Source organism: Mesorhizobium sp. M0408, assembly GCF_040321495.1.
GTDB lineage: Bacteria > Pseudomonadota > Alphaproteobacteria > Rhizobiales > Rhizobiaceae > Mesorhizobium.
The window spans coordinates 1-19910 of record NZ_JAMYRO010000009.1 but is presented as its reverse complement, the minus strand read 5'-3'; the positions used below and the strand labels follow the sequence as shown (position 1 = coordinate 19910).

The 19910-nt window shown below is 62.2% G+C and carries 25 protein-coding genes and 1 pseudogene; 15 read left to right on the top strand and 11 right to left on the bottom strand.

What is annotated here, in order from left to right:
• Positions 1-341: 341 nt before the first annotated feature.
• A complete protein-coding gene (locus NKI67_RS12565) occupies positions 342-1046 on the top strand; it encodes a hypothetical protein (protein WP_352645425.1) in 705 nt (234 codons plus the stop codon).
• On the opposite strand, the gene yghU is transcribed toward NKI67_RS12565, so the two are convergent.
• Positions 1043-1930, bottom strand: coding sequence for a glutathione-dependent disulfide-bond oxidoreductase (gene yghU / locus NKI67_RS12560; protein ID WP_352645423.1), 888 nt, complete (start codon positions 1928-1930; stop codon positions 1043-1045). The genes NKI67_RS12565 and yghU overlap by 4 nt on opposite strands.
• A 249-nt stretch (positions 1931-2179) precedes the next feature.
• Between yghU and NKI67_RS12555 the strand changes: the two genes are divergently transcribed.
• Positions 2180-3085, top strand: a complete 906-nt coding sequence (locus tag NKI67_RS12555; RefSeq protein ID WP_352645421.1) for a S1C family serine protease — start codon at positions 2180-2182, stop codon at positions 3083-3085.
• Positions 3086-3100: 15 nt separating this feature from the next.
• Here the strand turns inward: NKI67_RS12555 and NKI67_RS12550 are convergent, their stop codons facing one another.
• From NKI67_RS12550 to NKI67_RS12530, 5 genes are all read right to left on the bottom strand, one after another.
• Entirely contained in the window at positions 3101-3712 is a 612-nt protein-coding gene (locus tag NKI67_RS12550) for a hypothetical protein (RefSeq protein WP_352645419.1), read from the bottom strand.
• Between the two features lie 43 nt (positions 3713-3755).
• Positions 3756-3938 (bottom strand): hypothetical protein, encoded by a 183-nt coding sequence (locus tag NKI67_RS12545; RefSeq protein ID WP_245274654.1) that lies wholly within the window; start codon positions 3936-3938, stop codon positions 3756-3758.
• A 221-nt stretch (positions 3939-4159) separates the two neighbouring features.
• A complete protein-coding gene (locus tag NKI67_RS12540) occupies positions 4160-4342 on the bottom strand; it encodes a DUF3606 domain-containing protein (RefSeq protein ID WP_023675702.1) in 183 nt (60 codons plus the stop codon).
• A gap of 11 nt (positions 4343-4353) precedes the next feature.
• Positions 4354-4662, bottom strand: coding sequence for a hypothetical protein (locus tag NKI67_RS12535; protein ID WP_023675703.1), 309 nt, complete (start codon positions 4660-4662; stop codon positions 4354-4356).
• A complete protein-coding gene (locus NKI67_RS12530; RefSeq protein ID WP_352645417.1) occupies positions 4659-5036 on the bottom strand; it encodes a hypothetical protein in 378 nt (125 codons plus the stop codon). The genes NKI67_RS12535 and NKI67_RS12530 overlap by 4 nt, the downstream gene beginning before the upstream one ends.
• 291 nt (positions 5037-5327) lie before the next feature.
• Between NKI67_RS12530 and NKI67_RS12525 the strand changes: the two genes are divergently transcribed.
• On the top strand, positions 5328-6287 hold the full coding sequence (locus NKI67_RS12525; protein WP_352621908.1) for a prohibitin family protein: 960 nt from the start codon (positions 5328-5330) through the stop codon (positions 6285-6287).
• A 52-nt stretch (positions 6288-6339) separates the two neighbouring features.
• On the opposite strand, the gene NKI67_RS12520 is transcribed toward NKI67_RS12525, so the two are convergent.
• Complete coding sequence (locus NKI67_RS12520) at positions 6340-6906, bottom strand: RBBP9/YdeN family alpha/beta hydrolase (RefSeq protein ID WP_023675707.1); 567 nt, start codon at positions 6904-6906, stop codon at positions 6340-6342.
• A 111-nt stretch (positions 6907-7017) separates the two neighbouring features.
• On the opposite strand from NKI67_RS12520, the gene NKI67_RS12515 reads away from it, so the two are divergent.
• Positions 7018-7485 (top strand): Lrp/AsnC family transcriptional regulator, encoded by a 468-nt coding sequence (locus tag NKI67_RS12515; RefSeq protein WP_352645415.1) that lies wholly within the window; start codon positions 7018-7020, stop codon positions 7483-7485.
• Positions 7486-7490: 5 nt separating this feature from the next.
• On the opposite strand, the gene NKI67_RS12510 is transcribed toward NKI67_RS12515, so the two are convergent.
• On the bottom strand, positions 7491-7967 hold the full coding sequence (locus NKI67_RS12510; protein WP_352645413.1) for an Lrp/AsnC family transcriptional regulator: 477 nt from the start codon (positions 7965-7967) through the stop codon (positions 7491-7493).
• 154 nt (positions 7968-8121) lie between these two features.
• Between NKI67_RS12510 and NKI67_RS12505 the strand changes: the two genes are divergently transcribed.
• The 3 genes from NKI67_RS12505 to NKI67_RS12495 all read left to right on the top strand — a co-directional run bounded on the left by NKI67_RS12505 (position 8122) and on the right by NKI67_RS12495 (position 10227).
• A complete protein-coding gene (locus tag NKI67_RS12505; RefSeq protein ID WP_352472085.1) occupies positions 8122-8874 on the top strand; it encodes a tryptophan 2,3-dioxygenase family protein in 753 nt (250 codons plus the stop codon).
• 268 nt (positions 8875-9142) lie between these two features.
• Entirely contained in the window at positions 9143-9574 is a 432-nt protein-coding gene (locus tag NKI67_RS12500; protein ID WP_352594206.1) for a DoxX family protein, read from the top strand.
• 299 nt (positions 9575-9873) lie between these two features.
• Positions 9874-10227, top strand: a complete 354-nt coding sequence (locus NKI67_RS12495) for a hypothetical protein (protein ID WP_352465355.1) — start codon at positions 9874-9876, stop codon at positions 10225-10227.
• A gap of 72 nt (positions 10228-10299) precedes the next feature.
• Here NKI67_RS12495 and NKI67_RS12490 read toward each other — a convergent pair whose 3' ends face one another.
• From NKI67_RS12490 to NKI67_RS12480, 3 genes are all read right to left on the bottom strand, one after another.
• Positions 10300-10605, bottom strand: a complete 306-nt coding sequence (locus NKI67_RS12490) for a hypothetical protein (RefSeq protein ID WP_023675713.1) — start codon at positions 10603-10605, stop codon at positions 10300-10302.
• Positions 10606-10679: 74 nt separating this feature from the next.
• Positions 10680-10892 carry a hypothetical protein gene (locus NKI67_RS12485; protein WP_352594205.1) on the bottom strand — a complete coding sequence of 71 codons (213 nt, stop codon included), beginning with the start codon at positions 10890-10892 and terminating at the stop codon, positions 10680-10682.
• Positions 10893-11177: 285 nt separating this feature from the next.
• On the bottom strand, positions 11178-11996 hold the full coding sequence (locus NKI67_RS12480) for a class I SAM-dependent methyltransferase (protein WP_352645411.1): 819 nt from the start codon (positions 11994-11996) through the stop codon (positions 11178-11180).
• Positions 11997-12787: 791 nt separating this feature from the next.
• On the opposite strand from NKI67_RS12480, the gene NKI67_RS12475 reads away from it, so the two are divergent.
• The 8 genes and pseudogenes from NKI67_RS12475 (at position 12788) to NKI67_RS12440 (ending at position 19855) form a co-directional block, all read left to right on the top strand.
• The gene (locus NKI67_RS12475; protein WP_352645409.1) at positions 12788-13192 is read left to right on the top strand and encodes a hypothetical protein; all 405 of its coding nucleotides are present in this window, start codon (positions 12788-12790) and stop codon (positions 13190-13192) included.
• A 3-nt stretch (positions 13193-13195) separates the two neighbouring features.
• A complete protein-coding gene (locus NKI67_RS12470; RefSeq protein ID WP_352645407.1) occupies positions 13196-13600 on the top strand; it encodes a hypothetical protein in 405 nt (134 codons plus the stop codon).
• Positions 13566-14195 (top strand): annotated as a pseudogene (locus NKI67_RS12465) (terminase large subunit domain-containing protein); the annotation flags it as partial. The gene NKI67_RS12470 and the pseudogene NKI67_RS12465, both read left to right, overlap by 35 nt.
• A gap of 684 nt (positions 14196-14879) precedes the next feature.
• On the top strand, positions 14880-15425 hold the full coding sequence (locus tag NKI67_RS12460) for a hypothetical protein (RefSeq protein WP_352571339.1): 546 nt from the start codon (positions 14880-14882) through the stop codon (positions 15423-15425).
• A 117-nt stretch (positions 15426-15542) separates the two neighbouring features.
• Entirely contained in the window at positions 15543-16298 is a 756-nt protein-coding gene (locus NKI67_RS12455) for a phage terminase large subunit family protein (protein ID WP_352645405.1), read from the top strand.
• A gap of 82 nt (positions 16299-16380) precedes the next feature.
• Positions 16381-17472 (top strand): methyltransferase, encoded by a 1092-nt coding sequence (locus NKI67_RS12450; protein ID WP_352571337.1) that lies wholly within the window; start codon positions 16381-16383, stop codon positions 17470-17472.
• 116 nt (positions 17473-17588) lie between these two features.
• Complete coding sequence (locus tag NKI67_RS12445; protein WP_352571336.1) at positions 17589-18182, top strand: hypothetical protein; 594 nt, start codon at positions 17589-17591, stop codon at positions 18180-18182.
• A 509-nt stretch (positions 18183-18691) separates the two neighbouring features.
• The gene (locus tag NKI67_RS12440; protein ID WP_352645402.1) at positions 18692-19855 is read left to right on the top strand and encodes an acyltransferase family protein; all 1164 of its coding nucleotides are present in this window, start codon (positions 18692-18694) and stop codon (positions 19853-19855) included.
• Positions 19856-19910 lie beyond the last annotated feature (55 nt).

Genomic DNA, 19910 nt, shown 5'->3' with positions numbered 1-19910 from the left:
ATATATATCGCCCAACTCATATCGTCGTTTTTGGGCTAGCGGGAAAACCTGCCTGCTGTTTGTACGACGGTGCCTAAGGCCACATTTTACAACCGGCTGGCAAGCTCCCTTTTGTTGATGCCAGCTTAAATCCGGCTGGTGTTTTCGATGGGCCGTTGAGGCTATAAAGCCGTTCAACCGGGCGGCATCGAGATGCATTTCGGCCGGTCGAGAGGGTTGTGGTGATCGACGGAACGCCGAACGTGATCTTGCTGATCGGTAGCGCCCCCGATGTCGTGCGCTGCGCCGCCTAGCCCAAGCAGGCCTTCGGCAAGATCGTCGCCATCAACAACGCCTGGCGCGTGCGCCCCGACTGGGATTTCCTCGTCCATGCCGGCGATTTCCCGGCGGAGCGGATGCCGCAAGGCGGTCCCCTGCAGCAGGCGCAGATCTTCAGCGCCTCGCATTACGTGCCGGCGCAAAACAGCTTTGGTGGCTTCGTCTATGCCGGCGGCACCATGTCGATGACGGCGGCCTACTGGACGATCCACAGTCAGAAGCCGGACGTGCTGGCATTCCTTGGCTGCGACATGGTCTACGACCAGCCCGGCAACACGCATTTTTACGGCGTCGGCCGCGCCGATCCGCTGCGCAACGACGTCACCCTGCGCAACCTCGAGGCGAAGTCGGCCCGCCTGCTCATCCATGCGCTTCGGCGCGGCTGCCTGTGCGTCAACCTATCCGACCTGCCGCGCAGCCGGCTGGTCTTCCCGCGGCTGACGCTCGATGAACTCGGCGCGCTTTCTCCCTCGCGAATATCGGAAATGAAGGCGCAGATGCTTGCCGGCCTGCGGCTCGATCAGGCGGAGGAGGCCGACAGGATCGAGAAGGAACTCGGCTATCTCTTCGAGGACGGCATGTACTGGAAGCACCTCGACAAACTCGACGAGAAATTCCTGGCCAACATCGACCGGCTGTGGATGGCGGCGGTGAAGGCGAGCTTGAGCAGTCGGCCGAAGCTCCCGATCTCCCCTACAAGGCGGGAGATCGGCGCGTCGTCCGCTTAGCTTTTGGCCGCCGCGAGCTTGTCTTGCGTCTTGGTCTCGAAATCGCTGGTGTCATGGCGCTCGTGCAGTTGCATCGAAGGCTCGCCGAAGGTGCGGTTGACCATGCGGCCGCGCTTGACCGCCGGCCGCGCGTCGATGGCGTCGGCCCAGCGCTGCACGTTCTTGTACTGCTCCACCTGCAGGAACTCGCCGGAATCGTCATACATACGGCCCTTGGCCAGCCCGCCATACCAGGGCCACACCGCAATGTCGGCAATCGTATAGTCGCTGCCGCCTAAATACTCGCTTTCGGCGAGGCGTCGGTCGAGCACATCCATCTGCCGCTTGGTTTCCATGGCGAAGCGGTCGATGGCATATTCGATCTTCGTCGGCGCATAGGCGTAGAAATGGCCGAATCCGCCACCGAGATAGGGCGCCGAGCCCATCTGCCAGAACAGCCATGACAGGGTCTCGGCGCGAGCCGGCTGCTCCGTCGGCAGGAATTCGCCGAATTTTTCGGCGAGGTAGAGCAGGATCGAGCCGGATTCGAAGATGCGGACCGGCTTTTTCCCACTGCGATCCACCATGGCCGGGATCTTCGAGTTGGGGTTGACCTCGACGAAGCCGCTGCCGAACTGGTCGCCGTCGTTGATCCTGATAAGCCAGGCGTCGTATTCGGCGCCGCTGTGGCCGAGCGCCAGAAGTTCCTCCAGCATGATCGTCACCTTGACGCCGTTCGGTGTCGCCAGCGAATAAAGCTGCAGCGGATGCTTGCCGACCGGCAGTTTCTTGTCATGCGTCGGGCCGGCGGTCGGCCGGTTGATGCTGGCGAAAGCGCCGCCATTTGCCTTGTTCCAGGTCCAGACTTTTGGCGGCGTGTATTGGTCCGTTGCGTAGTCGTTCATTTGGGAGGCCTTTGGAAGGGTTGGGTTGGGAGGATATCAGATATCAACGTGGGTAATGGCGGAGGAACTTTGCATAGGGCAGCTTGGGATAGCCGTAGGTACAGATAGGGCTGCCGGCGCTGATGCAAAACCCCGGCGCGAACGGCGCGGCGCCGGTCCACGCCAAAGCCGGCGCCGCCTCTTGCGCCCGGTCACCTGCGCCATACCTATAGCCCATATCAGCCTGCGAACATTGCCAGGAACCAAAGCATGAATATCGAACCCCTTTTGCGATCCATCGTGGCCGTCCGCGCCACCGTGCCAGAGGACGCCTTCACGGCAAATACACTTGGCACCCGCCGCGAGGGCAGTGGCGTGGTCATCCGCGGCGACGGGCTGGTACTCACCATCGGCTATCTCACCACTGAGGCCGAGGAGGTCTGGCTGGCCGACCAGGACGGGCGCGTGGTTCCCGCCCATGCGCTCGCCTACGACCAGGAGTCGGGCTTCGGCCTGGTGCAGGCGCTGGCGCCGCTCGGGCTGCCCGCCATTGCGCTCGGTGATGCGTCCAGGGCCAAGATCGGCGATCCCGTCGTGCTCGCCGACGGCGTCGGCCGCTCCGTGCGGGCGCGGATCGTCACCAAGCAGGAATTCGCCGGCTATTGGGAATATCTGCTCGACGAGGCGATCTTCACGGCGCCGGCTCACCCCTCATGGGGCGGCGCCGGCCTCATCGGCGCGGATGGCAGGCTGCTCGGCATCGGTTCGCTGCGCCTGCAGATGAGCCGCAACGGCGAGGTCGCCGACATCAACATGGTGGTGCCGATCGATCTTCTGCCGCCCATCCTCGACGATCTGCTGACGCGCGGGCAGGTCGCCAGGCCGCCGCGGCCGTGGCTCGGCGCCTTCTCGGCCGAGAGCGACGGCAAGGTCGTGGTGATGAGCGTCGCCGAGGGCGGTCCAGCCGCCCAGGCGGGCCTTCGCCAGGGCGATGTCATCTCGGATGTCCGCGACACGGCGGTCGATGGGCTTGCCGATTTTTATCGCAAGCTTTGGAAGAGCGGTCCGGCCGGTGCCGAGATCCCGCTCCGGGTGCTGCGCGATGGCCGCGAAACCTGGCTGCGCGTCAAGTCCGCCGATCGCAACAGCCTGCTGTGGAAGCCGCCGCTGCAGTGAGGCAACCGAAACCTCTCACTCTCCGCAAGCGCTGAAGCCAGTGCCCGGGGTCCACTCCGCGAATGGGATGACCTTGCCTTCGACCGATACGGTCGCTTGCCTGGTGGTGCCGTCCGCCAGCTTCTTGCTGCTGTTGCCCTTGCCGGTCAGCACATTGTAGTCGCAGTCGCCGGCAACATTGTCGTCCATGTAATCCCAATACTCGTAGGCAAAACCGGCGACGACGAACGTGCCGTTGCGCCAGGCGAGCGTCAGCGTCTTGTTGGTCCGCTCGCTGCCGATCTCCATCGCCGGAATATAGAGCTTGATCGAACCGTTGGGGAGCGCAGTGAGTTCGGGCTCAGTGTCGGATGTGGCGGGGCCCGGCCGGTCGTAATCCTTCCATTCCCCGTCAATCTGATCATGCACGATCCCGGCAGGTTTTAGAAAATCGCCATCGCGATCTTTGAGGAAAAAATACAGGTCCATGGGAGAGCCGGGCTCGGTCTCGACGATCATCGCCAGATCGGCGGCGCCGTCGCCGTTCCAGTCGCCGGTCGCCGCCGTGATGATCTTCTGGGTCTCGATCGGCTCCGCCAGGGCGGCGGCCGGCAGCAGCAAGACCAGACCGAATATTATCGATCGCATGTAGATCCCCCGCGCTTGGGCAGGCCTGAGACGCACGCGCTTCTCAGGAGGCCCGGCTCTGCCGCGTCTCGGAACGGCTCGTCTCGTTGAGCAGCCGGCAGAGCGAAACCGCTTCACGACGGCTCAGGCCGATCAGCGCGATTTCCGAAAATTGCGCCGGCAGATCGTGAACGATGTCCCACACCATCCAACGGCCGTTCGGCTCCATGACACATTCGTAGCGCAATAATTGTTCCTGCATCCGACCCCCGGCTTTGCTCACCGGACTGGTACAGCGTCGAGGTAAATGAGTTGTTGCGCCGCGCGAGTATTCCGCGGCTGTCAAAACCAGGCGTTGAATCCCACAGGGGCGAACCCGACAGGTCACGGCTGACGGTGCCGATACTCTCGACAAGGCGGCAGGGCAGGGACGCTTCCGGCATGAAGGCGGCCGCCGCCAGAATTGGATCAGGCGTTGCGGCTCGCCATATGCGCGTCGAGCTTCCTCCTCGAGGGGCCGTAACGCTTGATGATGGTCGCGGCCTCGCTTTGCGGTATGCCGTATTTGCGGGCAAAGGCAGCGACCTCGTAAGGCTCTTCGCCTGAGACCAGTTTGCGATCCTGCTTGGTCTTGGATTTGTCGTCGGCCATGGCGTCCTCCATCACATCTGGTCGTTATAGGGCTCCTTGGTCCGGCCGACCATCCTGGCCAGTTCGGCAAAGGACGGTACGCCGGTTTCACCCTGGGCATTGTTGGCCGCCTGCAGCAGCCTGAGCGGAAAGCAGACGGCGTCGCGGTTGGATGGCGACATGTCTTCATAGAGACGCTCGTCGCTGGTCATCGCCGCCTCGGCGCGGCGCAACGCCATGTCGACCTCGTCGACCGACAGCAGGCCCTTGTGGACCAGCGCGTTGTTGACGGCCGCGATCGCCATCATCAATCCTTCGAGCTGGAGATTGGCGACGTTCATCGTCTTGCGTCCTTGCCGGGCTTCTTGGCGGTGGCCTTGCCGTCTGGCCGGATCGCTGCGCGCGTCGGGTTCTGGCCCTCCGAATGCAGGGTCCTGTCGTCGAAATCGTCAGCCGGCCTGGTCAATCCCATGCCGCCGGGAGGCGGCTTGTTGCCGGCCGCATCCTGCGAAAATTCGTCGGCCGCGTCGGGGCTCGTCTTTGCCGGATATTTCCTCGCGCCGGTCTCGTAGCGGTTCGGGTCGTCGGCCATGTCCTGTGCTCCGGTTGCAATGAGCAGATAACTTTCAGGCGGCGGCAGCGGTTCCGTGGTGAAATCGACCTTGCCGGTGCGCAAACCTTCGCAATCCGTCGGGTTTCGTGCATTCTTGTGCATGCCAACGATGCTTCGCCCCGACGCGCCGGCACAATGCTGCTCCTACTGCGGTGGGCGCGACCACAATTACGAGGATTGCCCAAAGCGCAAAAGCGATGCCGAACGGCAGAAGGAGACGCCAGGCAACGCCTACCTGCCCGGAGCTGCGGCTGGAGGGAAAATCCGCCAGCCGGCCCGAACCACCCCGCCGGTCCGGCCGGCTGGCGCGAAGGTCCTTCCATATCCAGAGGATTGCAATGCCGCCACTATTGTGGGCAAAAGCAGCACGGGCAATCAGGTTGGGGTGGGGTGATGACCGAAACGCAAGGCAATTCAAGCCGTCCGCAGGGCAAGCCGGGGATGGCATCGGGGTCGATCGGTTCCGGCCTGATCGCACTCGTCATCGTGGCGCTCGGCGTCTTTGCGCTGTTTGGATCCTGGTACACGATCGATCAGGGCGACCGCGGCGTGCTCTTGACCAACGGAGCGCTGAGTTCGGTCGTTGATCCCGGACTGCATTTCAAGCTGCCGTGGTTACAGCGTGTCGAGAAGATCAGCCTGCGCCAGCAGGTGCTCAAATGGGGCTGCGAGAACCAGAACGATTGCAGCGGCCTGCCGGCCATGCAGGCCTATTCGCGCGACCAGCAGCCGGCCGACATGCGCGTCACCGTCAACTTCCACGTGCCGGCCGCCGAAGTCAGCAACGTCTACACCAATTATGGATCGATCGAGGCACTGGCCGACCGTGTCATTGCCAGGAAAGCACCGCAGGAGATCAAGACGGTGTTCGGCCAGTACGACGCGGTGTCGGTTATCCAGAACCGGGCGAAGTTCAACAAGGACGTCGCCGACGCCATCGCGGCGGTAACCGACGGCCCGGTGATGATAGACAGCGTGCAGGTCGAGAACATCGACTTCTCCGACGCCTACGAGCAGGCGGTCGAAGCCAGGATGACGGCGCAGGTCGAGGTGCAGAAGCAGGAACAGAACCTGCAGCAGGAAAAGATCAAGGCCGATATCGCCGTCACCCAGGCCAAGGGCCGCGCCGACAGCGTCAAGGCCGAAGCCGAGGCCAGTGCCTACAAGACCAGGGTCGAAGGCGATGCGACCGCGGGCGCCATCAAGGCTCGCGCCGCCGCAATCGCCAACAATCCGCTGCTGGTCGAACTGACCAAGGCGGAGAGATGGAACGGCGAATTGCCAAAGTCGATGATCCCGGGCTCGACCGTACCGTTCCTCGAACTCAGCACGCCTGCCGCAGCATCGAACTGAGGCGCGGCGCAAACCAGATCAGGGCGGCGGCGCGATAACCGTCCTGGTGCGGTTACGGCTGAAGCACGGCGCCTCGGGCGATTGCCTGCGTTTGACTTAGAAAAGCTGTCAGCAGCTCCATTCCCGCCGGCCAGTCGCCGAGCCCGCTGTCGCCATTGATGTGGCCAAGCGGTCCGGCGATATGGAGATCGCTGCCCCATCGCTCGGATTTCGCCCTGGCATAGTCCAGCGAGCCGTAGGGATCGTTGGTGCTGGCGACAATCAGCGACGGAAAGCGAAGCCGTTGTTGCGGTGCGTCGGCGAAGGCCCGGGCGGAGGAGGGGAAGGCCGGCGACGCAGGGTCCGGAACCGCGACCAGCAACGCGCCGCCGATAGAGCGGGGGGAGATCCGCTGCCAGTGTACGACGAGCAGACAGCCGAGGCTATGGGCGACGAGCACCGGCGGTGTCCTTGCCTGGCATACAGCGGTTTCCAGCGCAGCCACCCAGTCGTCGAGGTCCGGCGCGTCCCAACTCGCCGGGTTGAACCGCCGCATCGCCGGGTTTGCCTGTTGCCAACGTGTCTGCCAGTGGGCTTTGCCCGATCCGCCGATGCCCGGCACAATGATGACGTCGGTCATGCGAAGCCCTTCTTTCCTGATGCAGCGCGTGCAATTCTAGGTCTTCTCCCAGGTGGCGGAATGAGAGATCATCGGAAAGCAGCGACGAAATCCGATGGATTAAAGGCGATCATGCGGAACGGCGATTATCGGCCAAGGCTCGACCCCACCGATCTGGCGATCATTGAGATCATGCAGGAGGATGGCCGCATCGGTATCTCCGAGCTTGGCCGCCGCGTCGGACTGTCCCAGCCGGCCACCTCGGAACGGGTGAAGCGGCTGGAGGAGCGCGGCGTCATCACCGGTTACAAGGCGGTGATCAATTCGGCAGCGCTCGGGCTCGGCACCATGGCGGTCATCCGCCTGCGCACCACGCATATCCAGGCCTGCCTGAAGAAGTTCGGCCAATTGCCGGAGGTGGTCGAGGTGCTGCGGGTGACCGGCGAGGATTGTTTTCTGGTCAAGGTCGTGGTCCCGTCACCGCCCGATCTTGAAAGCATCGTCGACAGCATCGGCCACTACGGCACGGTGACGACAAATGTGGTTCTGCGCGCCGAGCAACCGAAGCGGCTGGGACGCGAATTGATGACCAGGGCCTGACCGGTCTATCGCTTGGTCTGCGTATGCCCGACGGCATTGGCGAACGAGATGCCGCCCTTGATCTCGCGCATCGCCATCGAGGTGATCGTGCGCCGCACGCCGGGCAGCCGGCTGAGCTCCTCGCGCAGCATCCTGTCGAGCGCCATCATGTCGACGGTGACGATCTGCAGGAGATAGTCGGCCTCGCCAGTCGTGGCGTGGCAGCGGCGGATCAGCGGATGCTTTTTGACCGCCGCCTCGAAGGCGTCCGACAGTTCGAAATCGATCGACACCTGGATGAAGGCTTCGATGCCGAAGCCGAGCTTGGCCGGGTCGATCCGGGTCGAGTAGCCGCGGATGACGCCGGCGTCCTCCAGCGCCTTGACCCGCTTCCAGCACGGCGTCTTGCTCAAGCCGACCTCATCGGCGAGCGCGGCAAAGGAGATGCGGGCCTCGCGTTCGAGCGCAGCTATGATCTTCCGGTCGACCGCATCCAGCATCATTCGTTCTTCCAATCTGCTTCAGCGGCAATTTTCGTCCTTCGTTTCCCGCCACTCGAATAACAGAAAGGGACAATGTTCGGCAAGAAAGCGATTAGACTCGGGCTGGGATCCAACAAACGCCTGCGGCCCAACGGCCGCGGCAAGGAGCATGGCCATGGACAAGCAGGATTACTACGCCCGCATCGAAACGCCTGAGATGCGCGACTATGGCGTCTACCTCAAATGCGACAGGCTGCTTGCCTGCCAGAAGCCGCTGGCCGAGATGGTGAATGCCGACGAGCTGCAGTTCCAGATCGTTCATCAGGTCGAGGAGCTGTGGATGAAGCTCATCGCCTATACGCTGGTCGATGTCGTCGATTTCCTGGAAAAGCAGGACACGCATCGCATCGTCACGCTGATGGGGCGCGTGCATCGGTTGATGCGGCTGATGACGGCGCAGCTCGACCTGCTCGAAACCATGTCGCCCAAGGAGTACCAGCAGATCCGGCTGCAGCTCGGCAATGGCAGCGGCCAGGAATCGCCGGGTTTCAAGCAGCTGCTGCGCCTGCCGCCCGATCTGTGGCGGGCCTTCAAGGCGTCGTACCTCGACGACCGCGGCCTTTCGGTCGAGGATGTCTACGATACCGGCTACGATCACGGCGACAGCTATGTCGTTGCCGAAGCGCTGATCGAGTTCGACGAGCTGTTCCAGAAATTCCGCGCCAACCACCTCTATCTCATCCACCGCACGATCGGCCTCGGCGCGAAATCGCTGAAGGGCCGGCCGGTCGAATTGCTGGAAGCCGGCGCCCGCCACCGCTTCTTCCCGGAACTCTGGGACATACGCTGGGCGATGACCGACCGCTGGGGCAGCCAGTATGGAACGGTACGGGAGCCGATCAGCAAGCCGGGGGTCAAGGTGGGGTAGTACAACCTTCCTTCTCCCCTTGTGGGAGAAGGTGGATCGGCGCGCAGCGCCGAGACGGATGAGGAGTGTTGGACGGAGTGCCGCCGGCGCCAAGCTGGAGCACCCCTCATCCGTCGCCTTCGGCGACACCTTCTCCCACAAGGGGAGAAGGGAAGGCGCCACTTTGGTGCCGCGCTTGTATCCTGCAGGTTTTTCGGGGGATGATGTCGGGCTTGCGGCTGGTGGTGCGTCCTTGGGGCACAACCATCGTAACTCTTGGGAGGACATCATGACCTTGGAAACCGCTCAATCATCCGTTCAGTCGCCGTGGCAGACCGCGGCAATCCTTATCGCCCGCCTGATCTTCGCCGCCGTCTTCCTGATGGCCGTGATTTTCAAATTCATCGATATCGGCGCCACCGCCGGCTATATCGCGGCGGCCGGGTTTCCGTTCCCGCTGTTCCTGGCCTGGTGCGCAGCCCTGCTCGAGGTCGTCCTCGTTCTATGCTTCCTGACCGGCGCCTTCTTCTCATGGGCAGCACTCGTCGCCGGCGCCTATGTGCTGTTCCTCGGCTTTGCCTTCCACGGGCCGTCGCACTGGGCCGGCAACCAGGCGGAGTTCGGCTTCTTCGTCGATCACTTCACTTTCCTGGCCGGGCTGCTGTTTGCCGCCGTGCACGGGCCGGGCAGGGTCCTGGCGCTGAGGCTTGGCAGGGGGTGATCCCCAATCTCGGAGGCGGCGTTCTCGTAAAGGCGCTCAGAAGGGTGGCTGCGACAATGGCGGTCGGGTCTATGACCGCGACCAGGGCCAGATCGGCAGCACGATCCGCACCAGCATCGTCGTGACGATCGAGAGCGGCCGGGTACCGTCATTCCGGCCATCCGCAGGTCGCGCGCAATAAAAGCGACAGCTAAAGTACGAGCGTTCGAGGTTTATGCTTTTTGTAGATGCGCCTGCATTCCCTCTGTACTTCCAACTTTCGGCGGGCTAAGCAAGACACGGGTCTTGAGGGGGAATTCATGAACATCGCCACGCGTTTTGCTGCCGCCATGATCGGCACGTCTCTGCTTGCCGGCTGCACTACCTTGACCGAAGGCGAATTCAACACGATGCATACCACGCTTGAAGGCAGCCCTGTCACCAAGCGCGTGGCGATCAACGAATGCATTGCACGCGAGAGATCCACGCCGCTCAACGAAAGAAAGACTTACGCAGCAATCATGAATGTCAGTGTCGCAAAATACGACAGCGCCTTTTGTAACCGGCTCTTTAATGCCGTTGCAAATGGCAGGCTGACTTACGCGGACTACCGCAGGCTTTCCTCGCCGGGGGCCGACAGCAGCAAGTTGATCAAGATCCTGCAGGGCCGCTAGCAGGCGCCGCCAGCAGTCTTGCCGCCCCGGCGCGGCAAAGCTGGTATCGCCGCGTCAGCTCCGATCGCGGTGTCACATCTGGTCGTTGTAAGGTTCCTTGATCTGACCGACCATGCGCGCCAGTTTCGAAAAGGACGGCATGTCCGTCTCCGGCTGACATTGATTGGCCAACTCCAGCAGTCGGATCGGGAAGTTGACGGCGTCGCGGCTCGACGCCGACATGCCTTCGGACCTTTCCTCGTTGGTCTCGCTGGCTTCGGCCTTGCGCAAGGCGATGTCTATCTCCTCGACGGAGAGCACGCCCTTGCGGACCAGGACCTGATTGATCGATGCGATGGCCATCAGCAGGCCTTCGAGTTGCAGATTGGCGACGTTCATGGCTTTTGCTCCCATTGGCTAGGGTTCAAACGCGCCAGCGCGTGTTGCGATCCAGTGTGGGACAGCGGGGCAGTCTACGACCGGTCGGGTGGCGATGGCTCTGCAGGGTTCTTGGCCAGGCGAGCATCGATGTCGCTCAGCTTCTGCGCAATGATCTCGAGAGCCGCGACTGACCCGCGCTGAACGCGCACCAGTTTCATGACGAAATATCCGAACACCCCGAGCATCAGAACCATCGGGAGCCAGCTGATAATAATGCCGAGCAGAGAGCTCGAACCGTCTTCCATGTCGACACCTTGATTCCACGTCCTCAACCAACGCGTGCAGCAAAGCATTGAATTGACTATGCAATAAGCGGTTCTGGGCAAAATTTCTATTGCCGGTCGAAGGAACGAGGCCGAATTCAAAATGGTCCGCGCGGCGCCACCAAAGCGAGCAGGCGAGGGGTATTCTCACATTTTTTCGCGTCTCAGGTGAATTTTGTTCTTGCTTTGTGCCGGCAGCTATGCTACTAATTTGGTTATGGTGCCAATTGGCTCCAACGACCCGCCCGCCGAGGCGGGTTTTTTGTTTCAGGCCGGTTTGGAGACGATCACGGCGAGCGAGGCGAGTTTTCCGTCACTCAGGCTTCGGATGTAGTTGCGGCGGCGCTGCAGGAATTCCGCGCCCATGACGACTTCATTTGCCTGCTGCTGCGCCGGCGAGGGCACGACGCCGGAATTGGCCCTCTTCAGCGCCAGCTCAACATGTTCGCCGGTTTCGTCGACGATTTCGTCGATGCGAAATCCGGCATCGACAAACAGGGTTTTCAATTTTTCCCGATCGGCGAGGTGGCTGGTCGCCGCAGAAACCGCCCAGGGCATGGGATAGTAGGGCTCGCCGCCGGCGAGCACGGCTTCGGTCCAGATCAGCCTGCCTCGCGGTTTCAGCACGCGCCAGGCCTCGTCGATGACCGCGGCCTTGTTCTCGATGTTCATGCCGACATAGAAGCAGATCGCCGCATCGAAGGTGCTGTCGCCAAAAGGCAGTTTCGTTGCGTCGGCCTGATGGAAGCGAATCTTGTCTGCCAGTCCGCTGAGTGCGGTCAGTCGGCTCGACGCGGCGACAAAGGCTGGTGTCAGGTCGATGCCGTCGACCTGGCAGCCATAGGTCGAGGCCAGAAACCTTGCCGGCCCGCCAATGCCACTGCCGATATCCAGGATCCGATCTGTCGGCGAAGGAGCAAGACGGGCCGCATGCTCCCGCGTGGCGATCAGTTCGCGGCCATGGAGCTGATCGAATGGATAGAGTTGCGCGGCCGCGAGTTTTCCGGCCGGGTCGGCGTCCGGGATCGCGGCCAATATGCGATCGACGATGCCGTCGCTGCCGTAGTGACTGGTGACATTGCCCATGACGCGTTCCCCTCAAGCGCAACCACCATCCCATCAACGCAAGTCTCACGCAATGCCCGCCTTTTTCGCCCCTCCTTCCAGCCGTTCACCGACGAGGGTGCGAGGTCGTCAGTGCATTTTCTTCCACCGCGCCACATTTTGTTCTTGCTTTGTGCCGGCAGCTATGCTACTAATTTGCGTATGGTGCTAATTGGCTCCAACGACCCGCCCGCCGAGGCGGGTTTTTCATTCAGGCCTCTTTTCGATCGAACGTTGCTTGTGTTGCCGGCTGTGAAGTCGGCGGGACGGCGCCCGGGACAGTACCCCCCTCTGGCCTGCCGGCCATCTCCCCCTCACGTGGGGAGATTGGCGGTTTCGGCGCTGCGCTCTTCCTGCAACGCTGGAGATTGGCGAAAGCCGGCGCGAAAGCCGATCTCCCCCCAAGTGGGGAGATGTCCGGCAGGACAGAGAGGGGCGCGAAGGAATGCAGCCTAGCGGTCTTCTTGGAACGTTAATCGGGAGGCGGACAAGGCGAGGCGCTGAACGGAATTCGCATTTTTCTGCCGCCGTGCCACATTTTGTTCTTGCTTTGTGCCGGCAGCTATGCTACTAATTTGGGTATGGTGCCAATTGGCTCCAACGACCCGCCCGCCGAGGCGGGTTTTTCATTTCGGGCTCCTGTTCGACCGAATGTTGCGTGTGCTGCCGAGGCATGTCGGCGCGAATGAACGCGACCGACTATCCCGGTCCGCAACCACCTATCGTCCATAGATTTCCCAACGCGCCCGTGCGCCCATTTCAGAGAACACCCCATGTCCAACCGTTACGCCACGATCATCACCGACGATGACGGCCGCGAGGTCGTCAGCGCTATTGGCGAGTTCGCCGGCGCCGCACCCTATGCACGCCATGGCCGCTTCGAGCAGGTGGCCGCCGGCGTGCGGATCGGCATGGTGCGCGGCGGTAGCGTCGATGCGGTCGGCGGCTTCGGCTTCCCGTCGGGAGCACTCGACGGCAACGCGGTGGCAATTCTCAGGGCAAGGCTGAATGCCTTGCCCGACGCCGCTGCGATGAGGCCCGGCACGACGACTGATGCGAAACCGGCAAGCCAGCCGCGGAAGCCGAAGTCGGCACGCGCCGGCAAGAAGGCCAGGCCGCGCAAGCGCATCGTGCGGCCAGGCAACAAGAAGCCGATGTCCCCCGGGACAGCGGAGTAGGGCATGGCCAAGGCTCCTTCCGCCGGCGATCCGCAGCCGCACGATCAAGCACCCGGCAAGCTCGGCCGAACCAGGCGGCCGAAGAAGACGCTGGCCGACGGCTTTCTCGAAGCGATCCGCGCCGATTTTCGCGCCCATGGCGCCGGCGTCATCGCCGAGGTGCGCGTCGAAAAGCCCGATCAGTATCTGAAGCTCGTGCTGTCGGTGCTGCCCAAGGATCTTAATGTCAACATCAACAATCTGGATGCATTGAGCGATGACGAAATCAGGCAGCGCATCCGCGGCCTCGAAGCCGTCCTTAGGCCGTTCCTCGAGAAGCCGGGCTTCGCAAAAGGCCTCGCAGACCCGGGCGGCAAGGACAGAATATCTCAGCCTGCTGGCGGAGCTGGACCGCAGGCGCCGCACTAACCAGCTTGCCGCCTATCGGCCCTATCCCAGGCAGGCCGAGTTCCATGCAGCCGGCGCGACCAATCGCGAGCGCCTGTTCATGGCCGGCAACCAGCTCGGCAAGACCAGGGCCGGCGGCGCCGAATGGGCGATGCACCTCACCGGCCGCTATCCAGATTGGTGGCAAGGCAAGGTTTTCGACTGTCCGGTTCGGATGTGGGCGGCCGGCGTCACCGGCGAAAGCACGCGCGACAACCCGCAGCGCATCCTGATCGGCCCGCCGCAGCAGCAGGCGGCCTGGGGCACCGGCATGATCCCGGCCGACGCCATCGTCAGCACGATGGCGGGGCGGGCGCCGGGCGCGCTCGACAGCGTCGTGGTGCGCTGGGGCGGCGGCGGCGATGCCCAGGCCGACGAATCGGTGCTGTCGTTCAAAAGCTACGAGAAGGGTCGCGAGAAATGGCAGGGCGAGACGCTGCACGGCGTCTGGTTCGACGAGGAGCCGCCGCTCGACATCTATTCCGAAGGGCTGACCCGTACCAACGCCACCGGCGGCATCACCATCGTCACCTTCACGCCGTTGCTCGGCATGAGCGATGTGGTGCTGCTGTTCTTGTCGGCTGAGCAGGTCGAGTTCATTGGTGAAAGGGGAAGCAATCGGCTGAATAAGCCAGCCCGGCGCAATCATTATCCCAGCTGACTGTGGCGCACGGAATAAGTGTGGAGCACTTCTCTTGCAGCAAAATTGTAGTTATTTGGACGGAGGATGAGAGCCGTAACGGAGGGGTGGGCAGTGGGAAATCACTATCGGTCGCTAGTCGTGATCGGTGCAATAATGCTTTCAGGATGCGTAGTGACTGAGAGCCGGTTCAACACAATCAACGCTGGAATACAAAGAAGTCCAGCTTTCAAAAAGGATTTTATGACTCAGTGTGCGGTGGGATTGGGGGCAAAGCCACTAGCTTACCGCAAACAATGGGCTAGAATAATAAACACAAGTGTTGAAGCGTTGCCAGAGGTGTACTGCAAACGCTGGACTGATGCGGCGATGAGCGGACGAATGACGTATGCGGATTACAAAAATGGATTGTCGCGACCTACCTACGAAAGTAAGTTGATCAAGATACTTCAGGGCCATTAGCCGGCCCGCCTGTGTTCGTCGCGCGCCGTCCCGGTTTTGCTCCAGCAAGGTATCTCGCATGAGCCGCCACGTCCCCTTCATGACCAGCGCGGTTGCCAAGCCATGATCCGGAACTAGACTGGCTACATTGGGCGGGAGATCACAACTATGAATAGACGAATGGTGTTGATCGGCGGCCTTTCGTCAATTGTCGTATCACCAGAAGGCAACGTCGGCATGTCAGCAACTTTTCCTCCCGTTCCGAAATGGCGGCCATCGTTTTCGCAGCCCATCGATCGCATCGAGGAGCGCTTTGGCTACTACTTCAACCAGGAGCGTGACTTTGCCATCCTTGAAAACGGCACCTGTGTGCTGACGGAGGCTGGTCTTTCCGATGGCGCTGCATCCTTGGCAGCCATCCAGACGCTTGCCGAGATCTACAACTACCACCCGGACATGAAACCGTCCGATATGGACGATGGCAATTTGTTGGTCAGTTACAATCATCCTGCCTTCAACGTCGTGCTGACCGACATTGCCAAGGCGCATTGGCCAGAGATCGAGGCTCGCCACCAGGACGGACTGACGACCGACGAGGTGTTGTTCACGCCGCTCGGGCAGAACGTATTCGATGATTTTGGCAAAAAGGCGCTGCTAGGCCGGTGCTACATGTTCATGGATGCACAGGCGCCGAAAGTCATGCGCATCAAACGTCGGGCGATCTGATCCCGACTTTTCGACCGGCTCCGTGGCAGGTGTTCCGAGCGATGCAAACGGAGCTGCGAGGCGGGGCGTTGGAGCGCGCACCTGCCACCACGATTCACTGCCGCGAGGGTGAGAACAATGACCCGTCACGTCACCTTCATGACCATCGACGATGCCGAACATTATACGCCGCAGCAGCGCGCCGAGATCATTGCCGCCTATCCGGCGCATGAGCGCGAGGCGCGGACCAAGGGCATTCCGGTGCTCGGCTCCGGCCGCATCTTTCCGGTGGCCGAGGAGCTGATCGCCTGCGAGCCGTTCCCGCTGCCGCGCTACTGGCCAAGGCTCGGCGCGCTCGATTTCGGCTGGGACCATCCCTCGGCGGCGGTCGAGCTTGCCTGGGATACGGAGGCCGATGTCGTCTATGTCACGAAAGCCTGCCGCGCTTCGCAGCAGACGCCCGCCATGCAGGCGCTGACGCTGAAACCGTGGGGCGAATGGCTGCCATGGGCATGGCCGCGCGACGGCCGCCGCGAGACGCTGGAAGGTGCCGGCACCGCCCTTGCCAGGCAATATTCGGCACGTGGGCTGAACATGCTCGCCAGCCATGCTCAGTTCGCCGACGGTTCCGTATCGGTCGAGGCCGGGCTGATGGACATGCTGGACCGCATGCAATCAGGCCGCTTCAAGGTGTTCTCGACGCTTTTGCCCTGGTTCGAGGAATTCCGGCTCTACCACCGCAGGGACGGCCAGGTGGTGAAGCTGCGCGACGATTTGATGGCGGCGACACGCTACGGCGTGATGATGCTGAGGGAGGCGGCAGTCGACCCGGCGGTGTTCAAGGCCGCGCGGCGAAAGGCCGGGCAGGCCGATCCGCTGGGGGCGTTTCGGTGAGGAAAATCGGGGAGGGAGGCAATGCGCTCCGGCTCCGATTGGAAAACTGTAGTGAACGTCCGTGGACGTGGTGTAGCATCGAATGATCCCGCTCAAGGGACGCATCGGCGTGGCCTCACGGGGGCATTCGCCGATAGGGGAGGATCAGATGCAAAACGGAATTTCTCCAGACCACATACTGCAAATTGGCTTTGGGTTCTGGCCAGCCAAGACATTGTTGAGCGCCGTGGAACTGGGACTCTTCTCGCTGCTTGCGGACGGCCCCAAAACGGGCCTCGAACTGCAAGGCGCGATGGGGCTGCATCCGCGCGCAACGTATGATTTTCTCGACACCCTCGTCGCGCTCGGATTGCTGCAGAGGGACGGCGCCGGCGAAACCGGCAAATACGGCAATACGCCATCGACCGCGCTGTTCCTGGTCAAGCGGACCCCCCAATACATCGGTGGAATCCTTGAGATGGCGAACGCACGACTGTATCGGTTCTGGGGCGATCTCACACCGGCATTGCAAACCGGAAAGCCTCAAAACGAGATCAAGGAGACAGGCAAGTCGATGTTCGGCGAGCTCTATGCGGACCCGGCGCGCCTGGAGCAGTTCATGGACGCGATGAGCGGCATCTCCATGGGCAATTTCACGGCGTTTGCCGAGAAATTCGACTTTTCCAAATATAAGACGCTGGCCGATATAGGCGGCGCAACCGGGCAGCTTTCGGCCATCGTCGCGGCGCGGCATCCGCACATGCAATGCCGGACGTGCGATCTCGCCGATGTGCAGCCGATCGCCGAACGGCGCTTGAGGGAGCGCAATCTCGGCGGCCGGGTCATCGCCGAGACGATCGACTTCTTCGCGGACGAATTCCCCAAGGCGGACATCATCACGATGGGAATGATCCTTCACGACTGGAATCTCGAGAACAAGAAAATGCTGATCGCCAAGGCCTATCGTGCATTGCCGACCGGCGGCGCGTTGGTCGCCATCGAGAACATCATCGACGATGAACGCAGGCAAAACGGCTTCGGTCTCATGATGTCGCTGAACATGCTGATCGAATTTGGCGAGGCGTTTGACTTCACCGGCGCCCAGTTCACCGAGTGGTGCAAAGAGGCAGGGTTTAGTCGCTGCGAGATTATTCCGTTGGCGGGACCTGCAAGCGCAGCAGTGGCTTACAAATAGAGGCTTGGCACCCAGTTCGCTGGCTCGGTCGAGGCCGGGCTGATTGAAATGCTGGACCGCATGCAAGGTCGACCGCCGCCTTCTAGCGCCGCAGTGGACGGTAAGGTTCGCCGAGCATGACCCTCCGCATCATTCCCGCCACGCTGCGCGATCTCTCCTACATCGCCGCCAACCTCCGGCCCGAGGACCGGGCCGAGATCGATTGCCAGTTCGACGACTGGTCGCCGGCGCTGCTGGCGCTGACGGCGCTGCAGGGATTTGCCTATGTCGCCGAGCTCGACGGCAATCCGGAGGCCGGTTTTGGCGCTGCCGAGCAGCGCGGCGGCTTATGGATCGCCTGGAGCTGGGGCACGCGCCGCATGAGGCGCTGCGTGCCTGGGATTACGGAATTCTTTCATGCCGTGCTCGGGCCTGAAGTTGCCGCGCGCGGCGCATGGCGGGTCGAGGCGCGAGCGCTGGCGGCCAATCAACTGGCGCTGCGCTGGCTTGCCCGGCTGGGCGCCACGCAACGCTGCCGCCTGCCGGGCTATGGCAGGAACGGCGAGGATTTTCTGCTCTACGACTGGACAAGAGCCTCTCACTCTGGAGAAAACCATGTGCCTCTTCCAAAAACCGCCGGCGCTGAAGCCGTTGCCGCCGACACCGACCATTGCCGACAAGGACGTACAGGCGCGCGAAGCCGCCTTGCGGGCCCAGCTTGCGGCCAATGACGGCACTGCCGGCACGGTGAAGACCGATCTGTCGCCCAGTGAGCTCACCGGCCAGCGCCGCGTGCTGCTGGGGGTGTGACATGGGCGCCATGAGAAGAGTGTTCCGCAACCGCGTGCTCGCCTGGTGGTACTGGCGCCGGCATGCAAGGTTGAAGAAGAGATAGACGGGAGCTTGCCTGCCGGGATCGCGTAAGCCGCGATCCTTCGCGCCCCCCTCTGTCCTGCCGGACATCTCCCCCTCAAGTGGGGAGATTGGCAGCTTGGAGGACAGCGCCTTTTCTGCATCCCTCGAAAATTGGCGAAGACCGTGATGACAGCCAAACTCCCCACTTGAGGGGGAGATGTCCGGCAGGACAGAGGGGGGTGTTCAAGTGCATGCCTCTACAATTGCCCTCAGGTGTTCCGCGTTTTCCGTAACAGCCCAGCGCAAATCGTGTTCCTTCCGCACGGTTGACATTCCTCCCTCAGCCGCCATGCTGCATTGCAACATGGCTATCGAGGAGTTCGGCATGACAGAAGCCCGGTCATCGCGCATCGAGTGCCTGGACGGGCTTCGGGCGCTTGCCGCGATCTGGGTGCTCATCGGGCACTGCTTGTTGTTGACCGGCTGGCAGATTCCTATTCTTGGCGAACCGGACCTCGGCGTCGATCTGTTCATCATGCTGTCCGGCTTCTTGATGGTGTTCCACTACCAGCTGCGCCAGGACAAGGAGCCCTGGCAAAGGCCGGAAACCTGGCTGAAATTCTGGACCCGCCGCTATTTCAGGATAGCGCCGCTGTTCTACGTCATGCTGTTCGTTGCCCTGGCGCTTGGCCCCTATCTCTACGGGTCGAGAATGGTCATCGACGAGTTCCTGCTGAGGTCGCCGCAGGCGCCCGAGCGTTATCTCGACAGCGGCCTGAAGAATATCGGCGCCCATCTGCTGTTCCTGTTCGGCCTGGTGCCGAATTTCGCCTATCGCACGCCGCTGCCCGACTGGAGCCTCGGGCTGGAGATGCAGTTCTACGCGCTATTTCCGGCCATCATGCTGCTGGTCCGCAGGCTTGACTGGCTATGGGCGGCCATGCTGGTCGCGGCGACCGGCAGCGCGATGGTGTTCTTGATGGGGCAGTTGTCGGTGCATTTTCCGATGCCGTCGTTCCTGCCGCTGAAGATGCAGATTTTCCTGTGCGGGATGCTGCTGGCGGGCGTCGTCCATCAAAGGCAGAAGCGGCCCTTCGTGCATCTGGCATTGGCCATGCTGCTGGCGGCGCTGCCGTTCGGCGGCGGCTATGGGCTGGGTAAGCTGTTGATGCGCGAAGCGCTCGTCCTGGGGTTCTTTGCCTTGGTTCTCTACCGCATGCTGCCGGGAATGGCGGGTATCGTGGCCAGAAACATCGCCATGACGCTCGCCAACAGGTTCTTTCATTTGATGGGTGAGCTTTCCTTCAGCATCTATCTGATCCATCTGCTGGTTCTCCAGCCGGTTGCGGCTCTGGTCATCACCCAGTTCGGCCACGAGCTGTCGGCGCCGCTGCGCTTCGCGATCGTCACTGTCGTCGTCTTGCCGGTGGTGTGCCTGCTGTCCTGGATCACCTACATGCTGATCGAAGTACCCGGCCAGAAGATGGGCCGTTTCGTGGTGCAGCGCTTTGGGCGGAGCCCGGCGCTGGAGACGACGCCGGCGGAATAAGGCGCTTCCAATCTCCCCCTTGAGGGGGAGATGTCGCCGAAGGCGACAGAGGGGG

Bases quoted from the DNA above. Each gene is read 5' to 3' on its own strand.
- yghU (WP_352645423.1), bottom strand. From the start codon at position 1,930: ATGAACGACTACGCAACGGACCAATACACGCCGCCAAAAGTCTGGACC.
- NKI67_RS12555 (WP_352645421.1), top strand. From the start codon at position 2,180: ATGAATATCGAACCCCTTTTGCGATCCATCGTGGCCGTCCGCGCCACC.
- NKI67_RS12550 (WP_352645419.1), bottom strand. From the start codon at position 3,712: ATGCGATCGATAATATTCGGTCTGGTCTTGCTGCTGCCGGCCGCCGCC.
- NKI67_RS12540 (WP_023675702.1), bottom strand. From the start codon at position 4,342: ATGGCCGACGACAAATCCAAGACCAAGCAGGATCGCAAACTGGTCTCA.
- NKI67_RS12535 (WP_023675703.1), bottom strand. From the start codon at position 4,662: ATGAACGTCGCCAATCTCCAGCTCGAAGGATTGATGATGGCGATCGCG.
- NKI67_RS12530 (WP_352645417.1), bottom strand. From the start codon at position 5,036: ATGCACAAGAATGCACGAAACCCGACGGATTGCGAAGGTTTGCGCACC.
- NKI67_RS12525 (WP_352621908.1), top strand. From the start codon at position 5,328: ATGACCGAAACGCAAGGCAATTCAAGCCGTCCGCAGGGCAAGCCGGGG.
- NKI67_RS12520 (WP_023675707.1), bottom strand. From the start codon at position 6,906: ATGACCGACGTCATCATTGTGCCGGGCATCGGCGGATCGGGCAAAGCC.
- NKI67_RS12515 (WP_352645415.1), top strand. From the start codon at position 7,018: ATGCGGAACGGCGATTATCGGCCAAGGCTCGACCCCACCGATCTGGCG.
- NKI67_RS12510 (WP_352645413.1), bottom strand. From the start codon at position 7,967: ATGATGCTGGATGCGGTCGACCGGAAGATCATAGCTGCGCTCGAACGC.
- NKI67_RS12505 (WP_352472085.1), top strand. From the start codon at position 8,122: ATGGACAAGCAGGATTACTACGCCCGCATCGAAACGCCTGAGATGCGC.
- NKI67_RS12500 (WP_352594206.1), top strand. From the start codon at position 9,143: ATGACCTTGGAAACCGCTCAATCATCCGTTCAGTCGCCGTGGCAGACC.
- NKI67_RS12495 (WP_352465355.1), top strand. From the start codon at position 9,874: ATGAACATCGCCACGCGTTTTGCTGCCGCCATGATCGGCACGTCTCTG.
- NKI67_RS12490 (WP_023675713.1), bottom strand. From the start codon at position 10,605: ATGAACGTCGCCAATCTGCAACTCGAAGGCCTGCTGATGGCCATCGCA.
- NKI67_RS12485 (WP_352594205.1), bottom strand. From the start codon at position 10,892: ATGGAAGACGGTTCGAGCTCTCTGCTCGGCATTATTATCAGCTGGCTC.
- NKI67_RS12480 (WP_352645411.1), bottom strand. From the start codon at position 11,996: ATGGGCAATGTCACCAGTCACTACGGCAGCGACGGCATCGTCGATCGC.
- NKI67_RS12475 (WP_352645409.1), top strand. From the start codon at position 12,788: ATGTCCAACCGTTACGCCACGATCATCACCGACGATGACGGCCGCGAG.
- NKI67_RS12470 (WP_352645407.1), top strand. From the start codon at position 13,196: ATGGCCAAGGCTCCTTCCGCCGGCGATCCGCAGCCGCACGATCAAGCA.
- NKI67_RS12460 (WP_352571339.1), top strand. From the start codon at position 14,880: ATGGTGTTGATCGGCGGCCTTTCGTCAATTGTCGTATCACCAGAAGGC.
- NKI67_RS12455 (WP_352645405.1), top strand. From the start codon at position 15,543: ATGACCCGTCACGTCACCTTCATGACCATCGACGATGCCGAACATTAT.
- NKI67_RS12450 (WP_352571337.1), top strand. From the start codon at position 16,381: ATGATCCCGCTCAAGGGACGCATCGGCGTGGCCTCACGGGGGCATTCG.
- NKI67_RS12445 (WP_352571336.1), top strand. From the start codon at position 17,589: ATGACCCTCCGCATCATTCCCGCCACGCTGCGCGATCTCTCCTACATC.
- NKI67_RS12440 (WP_352645402.1), top strand. From the start codon at position 18,692: ATGACAGAAGCCCGGTCATCGCGCATCGAGTGCCTGGACGGGCTTCGG.